Here is a 23905-nt window from a genome sequence, read left to right as displayed (position 1 = left end):
GATGAAAGCGGAAACCGTTATGAAGCAGCTCACGTCCCAGGCAAGGCTCATTCTCATTGGCAGGCGCTCGCAGAAGCTGAAGCTTCTTCTGCTGGGACAGCACATTAACGACGGCATGGCCGCCAAGCTGTTTCTTTATTTTATGCTTTCGATCGTGTCGTACCTGTACCTGCAGCCTTTCTTTTACATGATCTCTACCATGCTCAAGTCGCTTGGAGACCTTCTGGACCCTACCGTGCAATGGATTCCGCGCGTCATCGATTGGGGAAATCTTCGGAAGGCGCTCGACGGATTAAATTATTCGGAGTCGCTTGTCAACACGCTGACGCTGGCGGTTGTTCCGTCGCTCATCTCGGTATTGATTTGCTCGCTCACGGGGTATGCGTTGGCCCGGCTTCAGTTCCCCGGCAAAAATCTGTTTTTTGCGCTCATCTTCATTACTTTTTTGATCCCGCCGCAGATTATCATCATTCCGCTGTATGTGATTTACAGCAAGCTGGGCTGGCTGAATTCGCCGTTTGTCTTTATCATTCCTGCCTTATTCGGACAGGGACTCAAGAGCGCGCTGTTTATTATTATTTTCCGGCAGTTCTTCCTCTCGCTGCCCAAAGCGCTGGAAGAAGCGGCGATGATTGACGGCGCGTCGATGTTCAGGCTGTTCTTCCGGATCATCATCCCTTTATCGGTGCCGGCCTGCCTTGTCGTCTTCCTGTTCTCGTTTGTCTGGCACTGGAATGAAGGTTATCTCTCATCCATGTTTCTGACGCATGACTTCATCCCTCTTTCTACCCGATTGTCCAATCTGGAGACGGAGATCTTCGGCCAAGCGCCGTCGATGGAGATGCTTGCGGTTAATCCTATAACGGAGGGAACGAAGATGGCGGGCGCGTTTCTGATTGTGTTCCCGCCGCTCCTCGTCTATATGATCGCTCAGAGGTGGTTCGTCGAAGGAATCGAACGAACCGGACTGGTCGATTAAAGGCGGGTAACGGAATTAATTACGGGAGGTGATGCCGGCGCGGTTGCATGCTTGAAATCGAAGCGGGCTGGAACACGGCAATTTGCAAGGGGTTAAGCGAGTCCAAATGAGAAAAAGGGAGATGTGAACATGGTTAAAAACAATAGGTTCGTTTTCATTATGATGTACATTATGATCGTCGCATTGCTTGCCGCCTGCTCGGGAGGCAACAATACGCCTGGCAATCAGGCAACCGGGAGCAATCCGCCCAGTGTCGCGCCGACCGAAAGCGGCAGCTCGGATGAAGATCCTCCCGCTCCGGAGACGCCTGTTACAATCCGCCTGGTCGTATGGGGGCCCGAACTCTGGACGAAAACAATTCCGGAGAAATTTAATGAGAAGTACCCCCATATTACATTGCAGGTGGAGAAAATCGACGGCGGCGACAACGCTTCCGTATTGGAAAAGATTACGGCCTTGAGCGCGGCCGGCACGCCGGCCGATCTGACATGGGTTCCGGGCATTCCGGATTTTATGAAAGATGACCTCCTTCTCGATCTGACCCCGTATATGCAGTCCGACCCGGTGCTGTCGACCGCCGAGCTCAGCCAGCCGGTAAAGGATGCGCTCTCCTGGAAGGGCAAGCTTGTCGCTCTGCCGCGCGCCGTTGACGCGCATGTCATGTTCGTCAACAAGGATCTTCTGGCCAAACACGGCATCGACATGCCGTCCAAGGACTGGACTTGGGACGAATTCCGGGAAATCGCCAAACAAGCAACCGATGCCACCGCCGGAGAATACGGTCTTGCCCCCGGCCCATTTAATTACATGACGACTCCGCAGGTGTACGCGGTTTCTAACGGGCTGGCGCCGAATCTGAACTTCATGAACGAGGATTGGACGCAGAGCCTTATTGCCGATCCCAATGTATTGTCTGCGGTGCAATGGTATGCAGAGCTGGGCTGGGTGGACGGCTCCCGTCCCTCGGAGAAACAATCGCAGGATGCGGGAATCGACCCCAACGGCTGGGGAAGCTGGCTGTCCGGCAAGATCGCCTTCGATATTATGGGAACGTGGGAAGGCACGGCGCGCAAAGCCGGCGCGCAATTCGACTGGGACGTTATTCCGTTCCCGAGGGGATCGCAGAGCCAGGTCGGCTATAACGCCATATCGCCGATCGGCATTCTAAACGGCACTAAAAACGCGGACGCGGCGGCAAAGTTCCTCTCTTGGCTTTTATCCCCAGACGGACAGCGGGTATTGATGTCGGACGGCAACATTCCGCTCACGACAGATCCGGCGCTATGGGAAGAAGTGCAGCAAACCGGAAGCTGGGCAGGCAAAAGCATTAAGGACGCGGTGCAAGCGGACAGCTGGATTCGCACGATGCCAGGGGAAGACAAATATATTCAGTGGTGGGCGGGCGAAACCGGCGGCTTGTTTAATAACGGCGGAGATCTTAGCGTATTCCAGAAATGGGGAGAAGAATTTAACGCTAATTCGCCAAACGTCCGCAAGGAATTGGGATTGGAATAAACCAAAAGGGAGCCTTATGCGATGACAACAGAATTGGCTAAACCTACGCCGGCACAGCTGCGCTGGCAGGACCTGGAGCTTGGATTGTTCTGCCACTTCGGCATCAACACGTTTTATGACCAGGAATGGGGGCATGGAACGGAGGATCCAAAGCGATTTCATCCGACCGCTTTCGACGCGACCCAGTGGGTGAAGGCAGCCAAGGACGCCGGATTCCGCTACTTGATCCTGACCGCGAAGCATCATGACGGATTCTGTTTGTGGCCGACGGCGACGACCGATCATTCCGTCAAGGCGAGTCCATGGAAGGATGGCAGGGGGGACGTGGTCCGCGAAGTGGCGGATGCGTGCGCGGAAGCCGGCATTCTCTTCGGCATCTATTTGTCTCCATGGGATCGACATGCATCCTGTTATCCGGACAAAGAAGCGTACGACGAATTTTATTGCAGGCAACTAACGGAGCTGTTGACGGGATATGGCCCATTGGTGGAGGTTTGGTTCGACGGAGCGGGATCCGAAGGCAGAGAATACGACTGGGGACGCATCATGTCGCTGGTGACGGAGCATCAGCCGGAAGCCATGGTGTTTAACCTGGGGCGTCCCACGATCCGTTGGGTCGGCAACGAAGACGGCGTAGCGCCTTATCCATGCTGGAATACCGCGGAGACGGCCAAGGTCAGCATGTTCACGAAGGATATGTTGACCTGGCTGCCGGATACGCCTGGCTGGGTTCCAGCGGAATGCGACGTCCCGATCCGCGAACTCCATTGGTTCTGGCATCCGGACGATGAGCACAGCTTAAAATCGCTGGATCGTCTGATAGACATCTATTACCGTTCGGTCGGGCACGGAACGAATCTGCTGTTAAATATTTCGCCGGATGACAGAGGCCTGCTGCCCGACCCGGACGTTAAACGGCTGCTTGAGCTCAGCGGAGAGATGCGGCGCAGATTCAGCAATCCGATCGGCGAGACGTCGGGTACCGGAGAGACGGTTAGCCTGGAATGGAAACAGGCGGAAACCTTCGACCATGTCGTGATTATGGAGGAAATTGCTGAAGGAGAGAGAATAAGGGAATATACGCTGGAGGCCAGAGTGGATGGCAAATGGGTTCGGCTTGCGACGGGATCGGCCATCGGACATAAAAAAATCGACCGCGTCGGACCGGTGCATGCGGACGGACTGCGCCTGCGCGTATTGTCTTCCGTAGGCACGCCTCTTATTCGAAGACTCAGCTGCTACGCGACAGGGAGAGGACGTTAGCCAAGTTCAGGTTATGGAGTAGATGATGATCGTTCCGGCGGAGGGTTTTGCGACCCTCCGCCGGAAGGAGGTGATCCGGGGGCAGCGATAATAGGCCGGCAGAGCAATGCCGGGACACAAGTCCAATGAGGAGAGGGGATTGTGTAAATGAGAAGATGGCGTTCGAAAATCTTATCCCTGTTATTGGCAGCATCGATGAGCGTGACTTTGCTTGCCGGCATGAGCGCGGCACCTGACCGGGCAAGCGCAGACGGGCCTGTCCTCCGTCAATCGTATACATTTGACGAGGGATCGGGGAGCAATACGGAGGAGCGGGTGAGCGGACAAGCGCGTACGATTACGGGCACGCCTGCCTGGGTGTCGGGCAAGGAAGGCAATGCGCTGGATTTCGACGGAGCGAGCACATCGGTCGTCTTGGATTCGGTAAACAAGGAAGCCTTTACGATCGCGGCATGGATTAAACCGCATTCGTACACGTACAATCATTTTGTGTTCGGGCAAGGCGTGTCAGGCGAGCAGGAGTACATGTTTAATCTGTGGGTAAACGGAGGCAAGCTGTTTTTTCTGCTCAGCGACGAATCGGGGAACGGCTTCGGCTTATGGCCGTTCTCTACGACAGAGAACTCGATCCCGCTCAATGATTGGACGCATGTGGCCGTGTCGCGTTCGGGCAATCTGTTCAAGCTTTATCTGAACGGTATCCTGGCGGCAAGCAAGACGGCTTCGGGCAACCTTGATTTGTCAGGCAACCCGAATCCGCTCCGGATAGGAGCGCAGAACGCGTCGGGCGGAGGTCCGATGGGGGTATTCGATGGCCTGATCGATGAATTCAACGTATTTGAGGAAGCGCTTACAGACTTGGAGATCATGATGGTGATGGAGGGTGAGGACTTCGTGGAGGCAGGAACGGACTATTATGTGGACGCCGCCAACGGCAGCGACGCCAATACGGGAACAAGCGAAGGGACGGCTTGGGCTTCGCTGGCCAAAGTCAATTCGACGACATTCCAGCCCGGGGATCGCCTGTTGTTCAAATCCGGGTCGGTCTGGACCGGACAGCTTTGGCCCAAAGGATCGGGATCAGGCGGCTCCCCTATCATTGTGGACAAATACGGCGAGGGAAATAAGCCGGTCATTCACGGGGCCGGACAATACCAGGAAACGGTCAAGCTGTATAACCAACAATATTGGGAAATCAACAATCTGGAGCTGACGAACACGGGAGCCTCCAGGACGACGAGGCGAGCTGTCTGGATCGAAGCGCAGGACATCGGGGTGGCAAACCACATTCATCTCAAAAATTTGGATATCCGGGATGTTAACGGCCAGACCGCGGTGCAGGATCTGGAGTCCGGAGGAATCATCGTACGCGTAACGGGCCACACGACGCCGACCAAATTCCATGATCTGCTGATCCAGGACAATACCTTTACCGACGTCGACAGCACGGGAGTGTTTATCCGCAGCAATTGGCGCAACCGGCTGACCCGGACGGACGGTTCGGGCGCATGGCTAGGGTTTACCGGGGTCGTGCTCCGAAGCAACAGCTTTAACCGGACCGGCGGAGACGCGATCATCGTCTGCGAAAGCGACGCTCCGCTAATCGAATACAACGTCGCCGCCAATAGCTATTACGATTCGGTTGGGTACCATGCGGCGATCTGGGGCATCAACACGGACAATGCCGTCTTTCAGTACAACGAAGCTTACCTCACGCGGAATACGATGGACGGGATGGGCTTCGACATCGATGAGCTGAGCAGCAATTCGGTCATGCAGTACAACTACAGCCATGACAACGAAGGCGGTTTTATGCTGCTGGTAGGCCAGAGGGGCGGCAACGGCGTCGACTACGATCAGGACAGCGTCGTACGCTACAACATCAGCGAAAACGATGAGCTTGCGCTTATTCAAGCCGTCGGTCGCGTTCAAAACTATCAGGTTTACAACAACACTTTTTATACGTCTCCCGGCATGAATGTCCGGTTCCTGATGGCGCCTGACGGCAATAACCTGCCCCAGGGCACGATGAGCTTTAAAAACAACATCATCTACAACCTGGGCACGAATATGACCTATTACTGCGGAAATGCGACTTGCACGTATGACGGCAACATCTATTACGGCAACCATGACGCGAGCGAGCCGACGAACGATCCCAACAAGCTGACGACGGATCCGATGCTGCTGGATCCCGGATCTGGCGGCACGGGACGGCATACGGTATTCGGCTACAAGCTGGCGGCGGGTTCTCCCGCGCTGGGCAGCGGAGTATTGATTGCGAACAATGGAGGCAAGGATTATTGGGGCAATCCGATTTCCTCCTCTGCGGCTCCCAATCGCGGAGCTTACGGCGGACCAGGCCTGGCAGGAGCGCCGATTGCAGCCCGAACCATCACCGTGGACGGAACGCTGGATAACCTTTCTTCCGTGCCGGGAATCGATCTGGGAACGCAAGGCACGGTAGTGATGACGGGTTACGGCGGAACGAGCGACCTGAGCGGAATGGTATGGCTGACTTGGGATGCCAACCATCTCTATCTCTCTGCGAAAATCAAGGATGATACTTTTCACCAGCCGGAATCGGGCGGCAATATTTGGCTGGGGGACAGCATCCAGTTCGCGGTATCGCCGGGGTTGCCGGGCCAGCATGCCGGAATGATTGAATTCGGCATGGCGCTAACATCGAGCGGTCCGCAGCTGTACCGCTGGTCCGGAATCAACCACTCAAGCGGTACGGTAACAAATAGACAACTGTCTATTGCCAGAAACGCGACCGCGAACGAAACGGTATATGAGCTTGCGCTGCCATGGGCTGAATTATCCCCGATTACAACGGCGGACCAGACCTTTAGTTTGTCGCTTCTGGCGAACGATAACGACGGCTCCGGGCGCAAAGGATGGATCGAGTGGGGCGGCGGCATCGGCGGCTCCAAAAATACAGCGTTGTTCCAGCCGGTTACGTTGCAGTAGGGCTGCCGGCATGCAGCCATCTCCTATTAGGAAGAGGTGTAGATGAAATGCTCATAAAAACCAAAATCGGGAAAATGTTGTACCTGCTGCTCGCCTTTGCGCTTCTGCTTTCCACCTTCGGAGGGGCAGCCGCGAATCCGGCAGCCGCGCAAGGCGCTTCGGCAGTCACTGGCGATTCAGAAGATGGAGCGGACAGACGCGGCGGAGGGGGACATTCCGGCACGACCTATTACGTAGACTCGTCCCGCGGAAACGATACGAAATCCGGCAAAAGCAAAGGCTCCGCCTGGAGGACGCTGGACAAGGTAAACGCCACGACGTTCCAGCCGGGCGACAAGATTTTGCTGAAGGCGGGTTCCGCCTGGACCGGCCAGCTTTGGCCCAAGGGATCTGGCTCCAACGGGCGTTCGATCGTCATCGACAAGTATGGATCGGGCCCCAAACCGGTCATACACGGAGCCGGCTTATACCAAGAGACGGTAAAGCTATTCAACCAGCAGTATTGGGAGATTAATAATCTGGAGATTACAAACACCGGAGAGGCCAGAGACACGCGCAGGGCAGTATGGATCGAAGCCCAAGATATCGGAACGGCCAACCATATCTATCTTAAAAATCTGGATATCCATGCCGTAAACGGCCAGACCGAGGTGCAGGACCTGGAATCCGGCGGCATCATCGTACGCGTCACCGGCAGCACGACCCCGACCAAGTTCCACGATCTGCTCATCGAGGACAATACGTTCGTGGACGTAGACAGTACCGGCATCTACATCCGCAGCAATTGGCGCAACCGAGATACGAGAACGGACGGTGTAGGACCGTGGTTCGGTTTCACGGAAGTGGTTATCCGAGGCAACAGCCTGAACCGAACCGGCGGTGACGCGATCATCGTATGCGAAAGCGAAGGACCGCTTATCGAATACAACGTCGCGGCGAACAGCTATTACGATTCAGTAGGGTACCACGCCGCAATATGGGCAATCAATTCCGATAATGCGGCGTTTCAGTACAACGAGGCCTATATGACCCGTACGACAATGGACGGGATGGGTTTCGACATTGACGAGCTGTGCAACAATTGCGTGATGCAGCACAACTACAGCCATGATAACGAAGGCGGATTCATGCTGCTTGTCGGCAGGCGAGGCGGGGACGGCACCGGCTACGACAAAAACGGCATCGTTCGCTACAACATAAGCGAAAACGATGACCACGCCATCGTTCAGGCCGTCGGCCGCATGGATAATTATCAGGTATACAACAATACCTTCTACACGTCGGAAGACATGAAGGTTCAATTTCTGATGGCGCCTGACGGCAACAACATGCCCCAGGGCACGATGAGCTTCAAGAACAACATCATCTATAATCTTGGAACAGACATGACCTATTACTGCGGCAACGCGACCTGTACGTTCGACTCCAATACTTTCTACGGCAACCATGATTCAAGCGAGCCGGACGATCCCAACAAGCTGACTTCCGACCCGCTCCTGATCGGGGCCGGTTCCGGCGGAACCGGGCGTTCGACCGTTGACGGTTACCGGCTGGGAGAAGGTTCGCCTTCGCTGGGCAGCGGTACGGTTATTGCGGACAACGGTGGCAAGGACTACTGGGGCAATGCCGTGTCCTCCACCCAGGCCCCGAACCGGGGTGCCTATAACGGCAAAGGTGTTGAAAACGAACAGATTGGCAGCGGAATTAACAGCTATCTATTCAAGAAGGAAGGCAAGGAAGTCCGTATGGTCTCCTCTTCGACGCCGCAGGAGGTGGCGATCCGAGTCAACGGAAAGCTGATTGTAAAGGATGCCGACGGGGAAGCAAAGTCTTATTCTCCCGATAACGCCGGTTATGTTTATCTGACGCTGTCGAAAATGGCTCTGGAGTTGACGGGGAAGGTAAAGGAGATAAAGCCAAGCGGCAAATACGCGCTGCAGGCAAGCAGCGCTTACCGCGGCGATGCGATCCGTCTTAAGCTTACAGTGGATAACACGGGCAAGCCCCGCTCGGCGATCAATGCCCGGCTTCTCATTGAGGGACAGGAGATACCGGTTAAGGTGGCTTCCGGCAAGACGGCCGAAATCGAAGTGAGTGTTCCTGCTACCGAGTTGGCCGGCAGCTTGCGGCTGGTTGGCGAAATTGTCTCCCATGGCAAGGCAATTGCCCGGATCGCTGCAAATGTTGAAGTGCTTGAACCTCTTCAGATGGAGGTGAAGCATGAGTTGAATGAAAATAGGGAAGCGCTTCGAGTCCGAATTCGCAATGTGTCGGATTCGAGCAGAGTTCTCAATGGGCTGTTATGGACGATTGGCGAGCAGGACGGAGTCGAAGCGCTGCAAGCCTCCGTTCCGGCAGGCGACGATTACGTTGCCCTGCTGCCGCTGGATGCCTATCGCCCTTCGAGCAGCTACCCGGTCAAGATTACGCTGGAAGCCGCCGGAGGAGTATCTCTCGCTTACGAAGGACAATTGACCCTCGCCACTTTGCTGGCGAACAAGAGCATCGCGGTTGACGGCGAACGCGACGATTTGGCCGACTTGCCGGTTATTCAACTGGCGGAGGAAGGAGCGGTCCAAATTCCGGGGTATGGCGGTGCGGCGGATGTAAGCGGCAGCGTTTGGGTGACCTGGGATGAGGAGTACCTGAACATAGCTGCCGCCATTCGTGACAATGTCCATTCGCAAGAGCAATCGGAAGGCCAAATATGGCTTGGCGACAGTATCCAGTTTGCCTTGTCTCCTGGAATGCCTGGCGACCAAACGAGCATGTACGAGTTCGGGATGGCACTGACTCCTTCCGGGCCACAGCTGTATCGCTGGTCAGCCATCGAAGGCGAAGCCGGGTTGATGGCGGATCCGGCGCTGGCCGTTGCAAGAGACGTGGCGCGTCAAGAAACGTATTACGAGCTTGTTCTCCCTTGGACAGAGCTCTCGCCAATCCTGCCTGATGACGGATTGTTTGGTCTATCGTTGCTGGTTAACGACAATGACGGTCAAGGGCGCAAAGGATGGATCGAGTGGGGCGGCGGCATCGGAGGCATTAAAGACCCGGGGCAATTCAAGCCAATGCGCTTGATCGGCCAGGTTGACCGCGTGCTGGAAAGTCTGTCGATCAACGAACCGCTCGCTTACAGCGCTCTGCCCGTGACTTTGACGGCAACGGGAACCTTTGACGACGGCTTCGTATCGCGGATTACGCATGCCGAGTGGTCGTCCAGCAATTCCGACATTGCAGTTGTAACAAACGGTACCGTGACCTTCACGGGCGAGAAAGGACCGGTTACGATAACGGCGTCTTACCGGGGAAAGGAAGCGTCGGTCAGCGCTGTAATCCAGGATTTGGGGCAATATTACGCATTCGATGAAGGAGAGGGAACGACGACGAAGGACAGCGCAAGCGGCATCTCCTATGCCATCGAGGGCGAGCCGGTCTGGGTAGACGGCAAAGTTGGCAAGGCGCTGCTGTTCTACGGGAATTCGGTCAAGATCAGTCCGATTGCCAAGGACGACTTTACCTTTATGGCATGGATCAAGCCGGAAACCGATTTGCATAACCATACGATCGTAGGTCAGGGAATTACCGGAAGCCAGGCGAATATGTTCAACTGGTGGATTACGAACGGGCAGTTGTATTTCCTTGTTAGCGATGCGGAAGGGGCCGGACACGGCATGTGGCCGTTTAACACGGAGCCTGGCTCCATTCCGCTGGGCGAGTGGACCCATGTGGCCGTGGCGAGAGAAGGCAATACGTTCCAGATGTATCTCAACGGCGAAAATGTGTTGACGAAAACCGTGCCCCATCATCAAAATCAGCTCATTAATCCCAATCCGTTCCGAATTGGCGCGCAGAACAATGGCGAGGGCGGTCCTTCCGAAGGTTTTCACGGCGCAATCGACGAGTTGAGGCTTTATCCCGAGGCGCTATCGGCGGATCGAATTCGGGAGCTGAGCGGGGTAGAAACCGAAGAGAAGCCGGCAATAAAGGAGGTGGAAACGCTGATGGCCGTTTCCAACGTGGCTTACGGTAAAACCGCGCTTGTCTCGTCGTCGCGTGACGGCAACGTCGGATCGCGAGCATTCGACGAGTCTGCCGGAACGAAATGGGAGAGCGAGGCGTCCGATCCGCAGTGGCTGATTGCCGACCTGGGCAAACCACATCGGATCAACCGCACGAAGCTCACTTGGGGGAGCGGCGGAGCGGGTCGGGCGTTCAAGATTCAAGTATCCAACGATATGATTCAATGGACGGACGTATATTCCACTACGACTGGGAACGGCAGCGTGGTGGATGTCAGCTTCCAGGATACGGATGTCAGGTTCGTCCGCGTTTACGGCACAAAACGGAACGGAACCGGCGGTTACGGGGTCCAAGAGTTCGAAGTATACGGGGAAGAGATTCCGTACCAGCCGCCTGCGGTACCGCCCGTCCTGCCTCATCTGCCGATTCCGACGGAGCCGCAGATTGCCTATCAGAAGATGGAGACGATCGCATTTGCCCATTTCGGCATGAATACGTTCACGGACCGGGAGTGGGGAACGGGAACCGAGAGTCCATCGCTGTTTAATCCCACGGATTTTGACGCGAGGCAGTGGGTCAGCGCGCTTAAGGATGCGGGATTTAAGCTGCTGATTCTGACCGCGAAGCATCATGACGGCTTCGCGCTGTGGCCGAGCGCTTACACGACGCATGACGTAGCGAGCAGTCCTTGGAAAAACGGGCAGGGCGACGTGGTCAAGGAAGTTTCCGATGCTTGTCTGGAGTTCGGCATTAAATTCGGACTTTACGTGTCGCCATGGGATATGCACGAGCCGACTTACGGCTCGGGTCTGGCTTATAATGATTTTTTCGTCAACCAATTGACCGAGCTGATGACGAACTACGGTGAAATAAGCGAAATCTGGTTCGACGGCGCAAAGGGAGACAATACCCCTCAGGATTACGATACGGAAAGATGGTATTCCGTCATTAAGCAATTGCAACCCAATATCGTCATTTGGGGCGCTCCTGGAGATGCTCGATACATCGGCAACGAAGACGGAATCGCAAGCGAAACGAACTGGGCCAAGGTTGTCCCGCAGCAGCCGGGCAATCCTTACTGGACACCCAACCAATATGGAGAGGGCAATCCGAACGGCACGGCATGGCAATCCGGCGAAGCCGACGTACCGCTGCGGCCGGGCTGGTTCTACCATGATTGGGAGGACACCCATATTAAAACGTTGCCGGAGCTGGTCGATATTTATCAGAAATCGGTAGGGAGAGGGGCCAACTTGCTGCTTAACGTATCGCCGGATAAACGAGGCAAGCTGGTGGACAGCGACATTAACAGATTGATGGAGCTGCGCAATTGGATCGACCAGGCTTACGGAGTAAATCTGGCAGCGGGGTCATCCGCTTCGGCAAGCAATGTCAGGGGCAATGCTTCCGCATACGCGGCGGGCAAACTGACGGATGGCCAATATGACAGCTATTGGGCAACGGACGACCAGGTGACTACGGCTCATGTCGATTTGAATCTTGGCGCGGCGAAAACGTTTAATGCGGTTACGCTCCAGGAGTATATTCCGCTCGGTCAGCGCGTATCCGGATTCAACGTGCAGGTGCGGATCGGCGGCAGTTGGACGACGGTAGCGACCGGCACAACGATTGGCTACAAGCGAATCGTCACGTTCGATGATGTTCAATCGGATCAGGTAAGAATTAACATTCTCTCCTCCCAAGCCGCGCCTCTGCTTAATTTTGCCGGCGTATACGATATCGGCGAGCTGGGTGCCGGCGGTGGAAGCCAGGATGCAGACCGCGAGCAATACTTCGACTTTGATGAAGGCCAAGGCTCCACGGCGACGGAAAGCGTAAGCGGGCAGGCGCTGTCCATTGAGGGCGGCTACAGCTGGGTGCCAGGCAAAGTCGGCCAGGCGCTGCGTTTCAACGGATCGGATACGTCGATCGTGACGGATTCCATCGTCAAGGACAATTTCACCTTCGCGGCCTGGATCAAGCCGGAATCCGACGGCGCGAATCGGATCATTCTCGGTCAAGGCATTACCGGCAGCCAGACGAACATGTTCAATTGGTGGATCGCAAACGGCAAATTGGAATTCCTGATGGCGGATGCGCTTGGCCAGGGCCATTCGTTATGGCCTTTCGTGACCGCAAGCAGCTCTATTCCGCTTAACGAATGGACTCATGTTGCGGTATCGAAGGCGGGAAGCCAGTTCAAATTGTATATTGACGGTCAGCTCGCCTTGACCAAATCGGCTTCGTCGGATATCGTTCAGACCAATAATCCGAATCCGTTCCGAATCGGCGGGCAAAATGCCGCTTCGCAGGGCGCGGCAGAGGTATTCCACGGCGCCATCGACGAGCTCCGGATGTATCCGAGAACGCTGACGGATCAGGAGGTGTTCGCTTTGAGCCAGGCTGGGGGACAGCCGCCGCAAGTGATCAATGTCGCGCTTATCGGCGACAGCATTACGACGGGCAGTTACCCTGCGCAGCTGCAAACGCTCCTCGGCCCGAATTATTATATTAATCCGTATGGATCTGGCGGTACGACGATGCTGAAAAACGGCGATCACCCTTATTGGGACAGCTGGGAATTCGTCAACAGCTCGAACTGGGAGCCGGATATCGTAGTCATCATGCTCGGCACCAACGATTCTACGGCGATCAACTGGCAGCACAGCTCGGAGTTTGTGTCCGATTATGAAGACATGATCGACCATTATCGAAGCCTGGCTTCGCAGCCGACCGTCTACGTTGCGACTTCTCCTCATAATTATTGGCCGGGAAACGTCGTGACGAGTCAGGTGGTGCCGCTGCAGATTCAAGCTGCGGCCAACAAGGGAAGCACTGTCATTCATGTCAATCCGGGCACACAGAACATGGGGCATAACTTCCCCGACAATGTCCATCCCAACGATGCCGGGTCGACGACCATCGCCACAGCGATATACAACGCGCTCAAAGGAACCGGCAAACCTTCGTTGACCAGTGCCTTTTCTAAGATCGAAGCGGAACATTACAGCTCCAAAAGCGGCTCCGTACAGGCCGAGCCAAGCAGCGAAGGGTCGGATAATCTCGGTTTTATCGGAACGGGAGATTATACGGTCTATGAGGATGTCAACTTCGGCTTTGGCGCAACCTCCGTGGATGCCCGTATCGCCGGTTCGACTGTAGGCAAGATCGAGATACGACTCGGCAGTCCGACGGGTACGCTGATCGGTACGGTGAACGGGGTAAATACCGGCTCCTATCAAACCTATACAACGGCTCAAGCCGCATTAAGCAGCGTATCGGGCGTACATGATGTGTACCTGGTCTATACGGCCGGATTGAATTTGAACTGGTTCCAGTTCAAGCAATAAGCAATAAACCATTCGAAATACTCAATGGCGGCCCCGATCCAGTCAAAAGGATCGGGGCCGCCGATTCGCGAGCCATCCCCGAAATACATGGGACTAACGATTTTAGCCGATTAATCTCGCAGCTGGAACAACCATCTTGTTTCGTAAAGATAGACAGCCGTCAAAGACGGATTCAAATGAAGTTTCGAAAGAAAAGACAATTGGAACTTGACGAGCTTTCGTTTAAAGTTGCCCTATAGGATCGTAACTTTCGAGGAGGGCGATGTCATGCGTTACGAGGCAATGTCGGAAAAACATCTGGATGGAATGGTGTCCGTCTGGAATTCGGAATGGATCCGGGTGTTTCCCATGAGAGAGCAATTAATCGCGCAAAATGTGTTCGAGGATCCCAATTGGTTGCGTCATGGCTCGTGGGTTGCCATCGAGGAAAGTCGCGATCGGATTGTCGGATTCGTTGTGGCGAAGGCGTACCGGGAGGAACTTGCCCAATATGGCCTTAAGTCCGACACGGGATGGATTCAAGCTCTCATCGTGGAGCAGGACAGCCGGGGCGTCGGCATAGGGAGCGGGCTGCTTGGCCGGGCGGAGGAAGCCCTTCGAAGGTTGGGCGTTCAACGCATATCGCTTGGCAATGATTTGCAAAGCCGCTTGTTTCCCGGCTTGCCGGAGCCGGAAGAGGCAACGAAGAGCTGGTTCGAGAAACGAGGTTATGTCTGTAAAGCAGAAGTTTTTGATTTGCTGAACAGCTATAACCATAGAGCAGGAGTTACGTTGCCCGAAGTGCAGGATGCGCTGTTTAGAGTCGCAACCCCGGAGGATCGGGAACGAATGTCGGCTTTTATGCGCCGCTGCTTCCCGGGGACTTGGGACTATCAGCACCGGGAGTATTGGAAGCGCGGCGGAACAGGCAGGGAATATGTATTGCTTGAGAGAGAAGGCAATATTATCGGTTTTTGCAGAATGAACGACGAACATTCGCCGTTGCTTGCGCAAAACATCTATTGGTCGCCGCTTTTCGAAGAACCCTTGGGCGGAATCGGGCCGCTCGGCATCGACGAGGCCTATCGCGGGTATCGATATGGCATCTCCATTGTGCAGGCGGCGATCCACTATTTGCTGGATCGGGGCAGTCGCCATATCGTAATCGATACGACGCCGTTCGTCGAGTTTTATGGCAAGCTTGGGTATACAAGCTGGAGAACCTATGCGAAATGCGAGAAAACGATGGATCTTACGGGCAGTTCCACGTTTCGGCGAGAATGACCATTATAATGGACATTAAAAATGGAGTACAGACTGGCAACAGTTCTGGGCTCCATTTATGTATTAGCGAAACAATATGCAAAATTTTCCGTCTAAATTGTTGAGTGATTAACAATCAGGGAATGGAGGACAGGCATGAAGGTATCTATTTATCTGCTCTGTTTAGCGGCAATATGTATATTGCCTGCATGTGCAATAGAAAGCAACAACGACTCCGGGGTTAACTTCTCAACTAGCATCACCAGAGAAACCAGCTTGCCCAACGAGTCAATTGCGAATGAAACCGCACAGCCAGACAATGTGTCGTTTCTTAATCTGGACCAATTAGAGCAGTACGGGATAATTACGGGGACATCCAAGGAGTATACCGAAGCGGATATGGCCAATTTGGCAAAGGACGACATGCAAAAGGATTACGTTGCCGTCATTAAAAATTATATGCGGCAGGAATTGGGGCACGAAGTCAGCTACCTTGATAGTGTGGATGGCACCTACAATCCAAGAAAAGTGGTGGTGGGGACGAACGAAGGTAACACCTACATGCTTGAACTTCGAAAATGGTACAATTATAACGGCATTTGGACAGTAACCAATTTTGCACAGTTTAAAGAAGATGGTGCCATGCCTCCGGAACAATCGGCCACATATGAAATCATTGATGTTTCAAGCATTGGCGATCCAGGTATTTTAAAGGAAGCCAACGAAAAAATCTCGGCTAGAAACGCGGGACATTATCACTTTACCGCAGACGATACGCTTTATATACTGCTGGTAGCAGGCAAGGAACATTCTGTTGAATTGTTGAATGTGTTCGGGAATGAAAGCCTGATGAGGATCCAATACGCGACCATTGAAAATAAAGATCCGCGGTTTGGCGAAAACCCCTATTTGCTCCTAAGAGTGGATGCTACGGTAATGGATCTTTTTGTTCAACAATTTTCAAACACGAAGGTTGACGATATAAGATTGAATTTGCCTTGAGTAAAGGCAGTTGCCCATAAACGGGTCAACTGCCTTTTGTTTTGGTTGTAAAGAAACTCTGATTAGCGCCCATAGGCGTTAGTAACGCGTATGGCTCCAAAAAATGGGCAAACGAGCAGCTGTAGGCGTTAAAAACGCCGATGGACTGAAAAGTAACTCTGATCAGCAGCCATAGACGTTAGTAACGCTTATGGCTCCAAAAAGTAGGCGAACGAGCAGCTGTAGGCGTTAAAAACGCCGATGGACCGAAAAGTAGCTCTGAATAGCGCCCATAGGCGTTAGTAACGCTTATGGCTCCAAAAAGCAGGCGAACGAGCAGCTGTAGGCGTTAAAAACGCCGATAATAGTTGTCCGCTATACGAGCGGAAATAGTGGCTGCAAGAATTATTCTTCCCATTTGATGTTCTGTCTTCGGAATTCGCTGGGCGTCATGCCTGTATACCGCTTGAAGACGCGGTTGAAGGAGGCTACCGTAAAGTAGCCGACCAGAGAAGCGATATCTTGAATGAGCAGATCGGTTTCAATAAGCATCTCGGTCGCCTTGTTCATGCGTACAGTGTAGATGTAATCGCTGAAGTTGGTCCCCGTCTTCTCCTTGAAGTAACTCGACAAGTAAGGTCCGGTTATGCCGAGCTTGTGCGCAATGGCATCCAGCGACAGATCGCCGCCATAATTCGCCTCCACGTATTCGAAAACAAACTTCGTAATAGCGTCCGTCTCGGACTTCTTCTCCTGAATGGCAATCGCGGACCTCGTGAGCAGACGTCTAAAAAACGTTTTGTATTGTTCCAACGTGTAGCAGGATTTTAATTGCTCATGCAAATGACTGCCATCCACGACGGAAGCCACAGACACATTCTGCGCATACATAGCCTTGATTGTTCGATTGACGATATCCTTGGACCACTCTTGAAACTGCCCCGCTGTTGCGCCGGCCTTATCCAGATGATCGAGGAATCGCTCGACTAGCGGGATCGTTACGGTTTCGACGCCGGCTTGCAGATTGGCTACCAGCTCCGTCTCTTCGGAAGGAGTAGGGACGAGCAGGGAAGGATGTGCTTCCCATTGCGTAATAATCTGAACGTCCTCGCCAAGCTTGCGCTGCCGGATCAGATCAAGCGCGTTCTGATACGTCTCTGCGAAATCCGTCGCATATTTGCGAACGGGGCTTGGCGCGATCGTGAAGTTGCAGTAGGGCGCATCCGAATCGAAGATCCGGATCAACGTGCGCAGCTCCGCTTCCGGTTTATCCGCTTGATCATCATCCAGGAACAAAATTGTCAGGATTTGATCCTTCTCAAGCTGGAAGGTCAACGATTCGCCGTACAGACTGGTAAAATGGGCATCGATCAATTCCTTGTACGTATTGAAGGCGCGATGCACCGAGCTTGAGATTTCCAGAAGGAAACGTTCTTTGAACTCAAGGTGGAACAACACTAGTCTGTAGGGACGATCTTCGTCCATTCTCGTCTCCAGCCCTGCGCCGCCGCCGATCTTCTTAAGCTTGGACATGTAGGCGAACTGTTGAAGCATGGTGTTTTTGGTCTGAAGATCATGATGGAACTTCTCGTTAGAGCGCGACAAGTCGCGCAAAGTCGAATGCAGCATATTAAATTCCTTGATTCGGCTGCTCGCCGCACCAGGACCTCCCAAAACGCTATAGGTCTGTATGGATCGAATCATCTTCGCAAGCGGATTATGGAACTTTTTCGCAAGGATGTAGGATACGGCCAGACTGATCAAAATCGACAGAGCCAACATGACGAACATAAGCACATTCAAATTGCGAAGCTGATTCGTCAGACCTCTGTCTGCAACAACCTCAACATAAGTGAAGCCCGTCTCGGAGCCGCTTCGGAAGAAATAATACTTGTCGTCCAGCTTTGCGTACCCGCCAAGTCCAGGGTATGTCCCATCCTCCATCTTCAAATTGTCCGGCATTCCGAGCGAAGGAGATGAGGAGTAGATGACTTGCCTATCTTCATCCAGTATGAGCAGGCTGCTGCCGGGTTTGGGCTGATGGAACGCTTCGAAGGCTCTGGCGCTTTTTAGAAGCAGAATGAAAGCCAGACGATCATCGTAAGCGCTTTTGACCAGAATAGGAGTCAGATTGCCGTAAGAGAATTTTTCGAATGCCGTTTCCATACGAAAGTTCGTAGTGGGATAAACCTTAAAGCTGTCGACGGATTCCGCTTGTCTCTTCCAAAATTCCACGGAATAAGTATCGCTGACGTAGAATTTGCCGAACATCGTCTCTGCGTTCCTCGTCCCTTCCTTATCGAACACAAAACCCGTGTCTTTGAAGTAATAAATAATGTTGTCCAGGTAGAGCAGCGAATTGTTCATCGTATTGCGAAGCTCTCGCTGAACCCGCGATACGATATCGTAATGAAACGCGCTGGTGCCGTTCTTCAATATTTGCGTATCGTTTTCGAACAGGTTGCTGAGCATAAAGCTTCGCATGAGCTTAAAGTGTTTCTCGTAGTTGGTGACCGTCGTGTTTAGGTTAAGACCGCTGTTGACGATAATCTCCTCTTTGATCCGATCGCGGAAAAAAGAATACGTGACAAGGTGGATGGAAACGAGCAGCAGAATGATGGCGATAAAGCTGCAGAGTAAGGTGTAAAAAAGGGACAGCTGGTTGTTCGAAATGTTCGGGAACGGGATCAGTCGCTTCATGCCATTATTCCTTTCATTAATTGCTCTGCTTTACAGCTTTACAAAATTCATATAGCGAGTATAGCACGAGGTATTAACAATGGCTCAATAATCAACGCTTACGATCCTTATCATTTCTTATGAAATGGGCGAAATAACGCGATTTTGACGGAAATCGGACAAGGAAAACAAGATTCCACGATACACAAAAGAGCCGACATCTTGATAAGCTAACCTCCGAACACAACGACGAGGGGAGAAACTTTTATGACGGCAAAATACCGGATTGCAGTTGTCGGAGGCGGAAGCATTGCCGCTTCGCATCTGACGGCGATTAAGGAAATGGGCCAGGCGGAGGCTTGCGCCGTAGCCGATATTGCGGAGGAACGAGCGGAGCAGTTGGCCGTCGCTTACAACATTACGCCTTATATCGATTACAAAGTGATGATTAAAACCGAGCGGCCGCATATCGCGATTATTACGCTGCCTCATTATTTGCACAAGGAAGCGGCGATCTTTGCGGCGGAGCAAGGCTGTCATATTCTGCTGGAGAAACCCATGGCGATGAACGTGCAGGAGTGCGACGAGATCGAACGGGCCGTCAAAACCGCGGGTGTCAAATTGATGGTTGGGCACACGCAGCATTATTCCGCAGAAAACGTATTGGCCAAAAAAATACTGCAAAGCGGCGAACTCGGAAGACTAGTCATGATCAACGATCGCCGACATCTGCCTTATGACAAACCGCAGCGGCCGCAATGGTTTTTTGAACGCGCCAAAGCCGGCGGAGGCATTCTGACGAACCTGGGCTCCCATTCCATCGACAAAATTCAATGGCTGACGAGCGATACGATAACGAAGGTGCGGGCATCGGTCGATTACGGACTGAGCCGGGGCGATGTGGAGGGCGGGGGATTGGCGTATCTGGAAACCTCCGGCGGAATACCGGCTATCGTCTGCCAATCGGGATACCCGGGCGCTGCCATCGACGAGACGGAACTGCTCTTTACGGGAGGTAGCCTGCGGCTTCGAACCGGCATCGGCGTTTGGATCAGTACGGGTGGAGCTTATTCGGAGGTCCATGCCGAGAGATTGCCGGGTCCGGCGCTCGCCATGCAGATCCTGGATCTGCTGCATGCCGTCGAGAGCGGCGAGGAGCCGGAATGCTCGATGGCCTATTCGCGAAGCGTTGTTGCGGCCGTCGAGGGACTATACCGTTCCAGCGAGCTGCGATCGGAGGTACTCGTTTAAGCCGCCGCTTCGCAACATTTAAGATCATTGTCGAAAATGCGAATGCTCGCATAATTGCAAGGTTTCGCAAGCACTGGCGATTGTCCAAGGGGCAATTGACCCGCTATCGTTAACGGCATAGACACGTTATGCAGACCAGACAGGAGGATAAGGGATGGCCCAGTTCCTAACCAGATTCAACCGAAGCAAATACTTGCTCATACTCTTTTTTCCAGCGCTTGTGTACTACATCATGTTCAAGTACGTTCCGATGTTCGGCATTCTGATCTCTTTCAAAGATTACAACGCGTTTAAGGGCGTATGGGAAAGCGATTGGGTCGGCATCAAATATTACAAGCTGTTTTTCGAGAGTCCCGATTTTCTGAAGCTGCTTCGCAACACGATTCTGTTAGGCGTTTACAAGATCATCTTCGGATTCCCGGCGCCGATCATCCTTGCGCTTCTATTAAACGAAGTTAGAATTCAAGTCGTCAAACGCGTGGCGCAGTCCATCAGCTATTTGCCGCATTTCATCTCCAACGTCGTTGTCGTCAGCATGATGTTCCTGTTTTTGTCGCCGTCGAACGGAATCGTCAATCAGCTTGTAGAATGGTTCGGTTACGAGTCGATCAACTTTATGCAGGATGATCATTACTTCCGTTCTCTGTATGTCCTCTCGGGAATATGGCAGCATATCGGCTGGGAGACGATCATCTATTTGGCCGCTCTAAGCGCGATCGATCCGCAGCTCTACGAAGCAGCGCGAGTGGACGGCGCGAACAGATGGCATCAGCTTCGGCATATAACGGTGCCCGGCATCAGTTCCGCCATCATTATTTTGTTCATTCTAAATATCGGGCAAGTGCTCGATATCGGATTCGAGAAGGTTTTGCTGATGTTAAATCCATCCATCTACAACACGGCGGATGTGCTGAGCACCTACGTGTACCGTACGGGGATACAAGCCATGAATTACAGCTACGGAACGGCGATCGACTTATTTACGAGCGTCGTTAACCTTGCCTTCATTCTCAGCGCCAACTGGATTAGCCGCAAAGTCAGCAACACGAGCTTATGGTAGGAAGGAGCGTGACTATGAAAATCAAATTTTCGGTATTCGATGTCATTATCTATTTTGTTATCTTCTGCGTAGCTTTATCCTCCTTGTACCCGTTCCTCTATATGATCGCCGTCTCGCTAAGCGGCACGGTGCCCGTATTAAGAGGCGAAGTGTTCTTATGGCCGAAGGAGTTCACGCTTAATACGTATTCCGTCGTATTCGACAATCCCGATATCGGCAAAGCCTATATCAATACCATCCTGTATACCGTGCTCGGCACAACGATTTCCTTGTTCGTTACGGCAGCTGGAGCCTATGCACTCTCCAAAAAAACGATGCTGTTCCAGCGCCCCTTTATGATCATGATCGTCATTACGCTGTTCTTTAGCGGCGGAATGATTCCTACGTTTTTGGTGGTCAAAAGCTATAACTTGATCGACACGATCTGGGCCATGGTCATCCCAACGGCGGTTAGTTCATGGAACTTTATCGTCATGCGCACCTTCTTCATGAACATGCCGCAGGAGGTTGAGGAGTCGGGCAAAATCGACGGATTGACGGACATTGGGATCTTCTTCCGTCTGGTGCTTCCGCTATCCAGCGCCATCATCGCGACGATCGGTCTGTTCTACGGCGTCGCCATCTGGAACAATTTTTTCTCCGCGCTGCTCTATCTGCGCGATGCCGATCTATTGCCGCTCCAGGTCATTATTCGCAACATGGTGCTTCAAGGCGCCGGCGGCGCAAACGGCGCGGGCAATATCGGCGGCGACAGCATGATCGTCGACGAAGCATTGAAGTACGCCACGATTATCGTGACGACGGTTCCCATCCTTTTGGTCTACCCGTTCCTCCAAAAGTATTTTGCAAAAGGAGCGCTAATCGGGTCGGTCAAAGGTTAATATAGAATCCATGGGAAGTAACACCAAGCAAGCGGGCAAGTCATTGTACACCAAATTAAGGGAGAGTGGGGCAAAGTATGAAGAAGAAATGGTCAACCGTTATGCTCGCAACCGTGCTGGGATCAAGTTTGGCGCTGGGCGCCTGTTCCGGCAACAACAATGGAAGCAATACGCCTGACGCTAGCGCGACGACGAAGCCGAGCGACAGCGCCGGAGCGACAAGCGAGCCGCTTAAGCAATCGACGCTCACGTTTTTGAATTACAGCAATCCGAGCTGGCCGTACGACGAAAACTGGATGGTATGGGATATGATCAAGGAGAAGACGGGCGTTACGCTCGATATCCAGCTTCCATCCGGCAACCTGCTGGAGGATTCCATCAGCTTGGCGGTCGCGGGCGGCGAAATGCCGGATCTGATGTGGATTCAATCCAAAGCGGCGGCTGACAAGTTCGGCCAACAAGGAGCACTGGCCAACATTTTGGATTATGTCGATCAAATGCCTAATTTCAAAGCATTTATGGAGAAATATCCGCAAGAAGTACAAAACTTTATTTCTGCGGACGGCAAGATGCACATGACGCCGAATCAAGGCATCGGCGATACGAACCGCCGCGTCTGGATGTATCGCGAAGATATCTTTAAGGAGAACGGGCTGCAAACGCCGCAAACATGGGACGAGCTGTACACGGTCCTGAAAACGCTCAAAGAGAAGTATCCGGACAGCTATCCGCTTACGTTCCGTAACGGACTTCGTTACTTCTACGACTTCGGCGCGGCCTTTAACGTGTCCGCCGACGTCGAAGTTTCCAAGGCGAGCGTGATCCATGATAACGCTACAGGCGAGTGGAAGTATGCGGCCATTCAAGAAGAGTACAAAAAAATGCTGGAGTACTTCAATAAGTTTTACAAAGATAATCTGATTCCGAAAGACTTCCTGACGATCGACACGAAGATGTGGCAAGACATCGTATCGACGGATCGCGCGTTCGTCACGCTGGATTATATCGGACGGATCGACTTCTACAACAACGCGCTTCGTCCGGCTAACGCCGCGTTTAACATGAACTTTATGGCGCCGCCTGCAGGCTGGGAAGGCGGACCTCAGAAGAACGCGTATACGCAAACGAGCGAAGAAGGTTTTATGATCGCGTCTACGACGGACAAAATCGAAGATGCCGTGAAATTCATCGATTTCTTCTATTCCGAAGAAGGCAAACAATTGTCCAGCTGGGGCATAGAAGGCGAGACATCCTCGAACGGCGCGTTCATCGAGAAATACGCCGACGTTGCCGACATGCGTAAGAAGACTGGACTGTCTACGGACGGTACTTATGCTTGGTTCGATTACGACGCCCACATTTCTCTGTCGTCACCGGAGCTGAAGGTTGCTTACGCGGAAGCGCCCAAGTACGACAGCGATCCAAAAATCTCCATCTCCTTTACGCCGGAAGAGCAGCAAATTCTAAGCACGAAAGGCGATTCGCTTAACAGCAACCGAGATGAAAACTTCGCGAAGTTTATCATGGGCACGCGCAGCTTCGATGAGTGGGGCAGCTTCGTGGAAGAGCAAAAGAAGCTTGGCTACGAAGAGATCGTAGCTCTGTACAAGACGGCGCATGAACGTGCGCTTGCGGCCGTAAAGTAATATTTTGCAATGATTCGACAAGCCTCGTTAGCTTTAACGGGGCTTGTCTTCTGACAAACTGTCAA

Annotated in this window: 12 protein-coding genes; 11 read left to right on the top strand and 1 reads right to left on the bottom strand. The window is 53.1% G+C overall.

What is annotated here, in order from left to right:
* Position 1 precedes the first annotated feature (1 nt).
* The 7 genes from KJW29_RS09155 to KJW29_RS09125 all read left to right on the top strand — a co-directional run bounded on the left by KJW29_RS09155 (position 2) and on the right by KJW29_RS09125 (position 16344).
* Positions 2–979, top strand: coding sequence for a carbohydrate ABC transporter permease (locus tag KJW29_RS09155; RefSeq protein WP_214629546.1), 978 nt, complete (start codon positions 2–4; stop codon positions 977–979).
* A 129-nt stretch (positions 980–1108) separates the two neighbouring features.
* On the top strand, positions 1109–2494 hold the full coding sequence (locus KJW29_RS09150; protein ID WP_214629545.1) for an ABC transporter substrate-binding protein: 1386 nt from the start codon (positions 1109–1111) through the stop codon (positions 2492–2494).
* A gap of 21 nt (positions 2495–2515) precedes the next feature.
* Positions 2516–3757, top strand: a complete 1242-nt coding sequence (locus KJW29_RS09145; RefSeq protein ID WP_214629544.1) for an alpha-L-fucosidase — start codon at positions 2516–2518, stop codon at positions 3755–3757.
* Between the two features lie 147 nt (positions 3758–3904).
* A complete protein-coding gene (locus KJW29_RS09140; RefSeq protein ID WP_214629543.1) occupies positions 3905–6730 on the top strand; it encodes a LamG-like jellyroll fold domain-containing protein in 2826 nt (941 codons plus the stop codon).
* A gap of 47 nt (positions 6731–6777) precedes the next feature.
* Positions 6778–14100 carry a LamG-like jellyroll fold domain-containing protein gene (locus KJW29_RS09135; protein ID WP_214629542.1) on the top strand — a complete coding sequence of 2441 codons (7323 nt, stop codon included), beginning with the start codon at positions 6778–6780 and terminating at the stop codon, positions 14098–14100.
* Positions 14101–14367: 267 nt separating this feature from the next.
* Positions 14368–15363: a GNAT family N-acetyltransferase gene (locus KJW29_RS09130; protein ID WP_214629541.1), complete on the top strand. Its 996-nt coding sequence runs from the start codon at positions 14368–14370 to the stop codon at positions 15361–15363.
* 135 nt (positions 15364–15498) lie between these two features.
* On the top strand, positions 15499–16344 hold the full coding sequence (locus tag KJW29_RS09125; RefSeq protein WP_214629540.1) for a hypothetical protein: 846 nt from the start codon (positions 15499–15501) through the stop codon (positions 16342–16344).
* A gap of 384 nt (positions 16345–16728) precedes the next feature.
* Here KJW29_RS09125 and KJW29_RS09120 read toward each other — a convergent pair whose 3' ends face one another.
* Positions 16729–19023 carry a helix-turn-helix transcriptional regulator gene (locus tag KJW29_RS09120; protein ID WP_214629539.1) on the bottom strand — a complete coding sequence of 765 codons (2295 nt, stop codon included), beginning with the start codon at positions 19021–19023 and terminating at the stop codon, positions 16729–16731.
* Between the two features lie 246 nt (positions 19024–19269).
* On the opposite strand from KJW29_RS09120, the gene KJW29_RS09115 reads away from it, so the two are divergent.
* From KJW29_RS09115 to KJW29_RS09100, 4 genes are all read left to right on the top strand, one after another.
* On the top strand, positions 19270–20253 hold the full coding sequence (locus KJW29_RS09115) for a Gfo/Idh/MocA family protein (RefSeq protein WP_214629538.1): 984 nt from the start codon (positions 19270–19272) through the stop codon (positions 20251–20253).
* Between the two features lie 154 nt (positions 20254–20407).
* The gene (locus KJW29_RS09110) at positions 20408–21313 is read left to right on the top strand and encodes an ABC transporter permease (protein ID WP_214629537.1); all 906 of its coding nucleotides are present in this window, start codon (positions 20408–20410) and stop codon (positions 21311–21313) included.
* 14 nt (positions 21314–21327) lie between these two features.
* Positions 21328–22194, top strand: coding sequence for a carbohydrate ABC transporter permease (locus tag KJW29_RS09105; RefSeq protein ID WP_214629536.1), 867 nt, complete (start codon positions 21328–21330; stop codon positions 22192–22194).
* Between the two features lie 77 nt (positions 22195–22271).
* Positions 22272–23840 (top strand): extracellular solute-binding protein, encoded by a 1569-nt coding sequence (locus KJW29_RS09100; protein ID WP_214629535.1) that lies wholly within the window; start codon positions 22272–22274, stop codon positions 23838–23840.
* Positions 23841–23905: the final 65 nt, after the last annotated feature.

The organism is Paenibacillus agaridevorans (genome assembly GCF_018604145.1).
Classification (GTDB): domain Bacteria; phylum Bacillota; class Bacilli; order Paenibacillales; family Paenibacillaceae; genus Pristimantibacillus; species Pristimantibacillus agaridevorans.
This window is presented reverse-complemented; position numbering and strand designations above follow the sequence as displayed.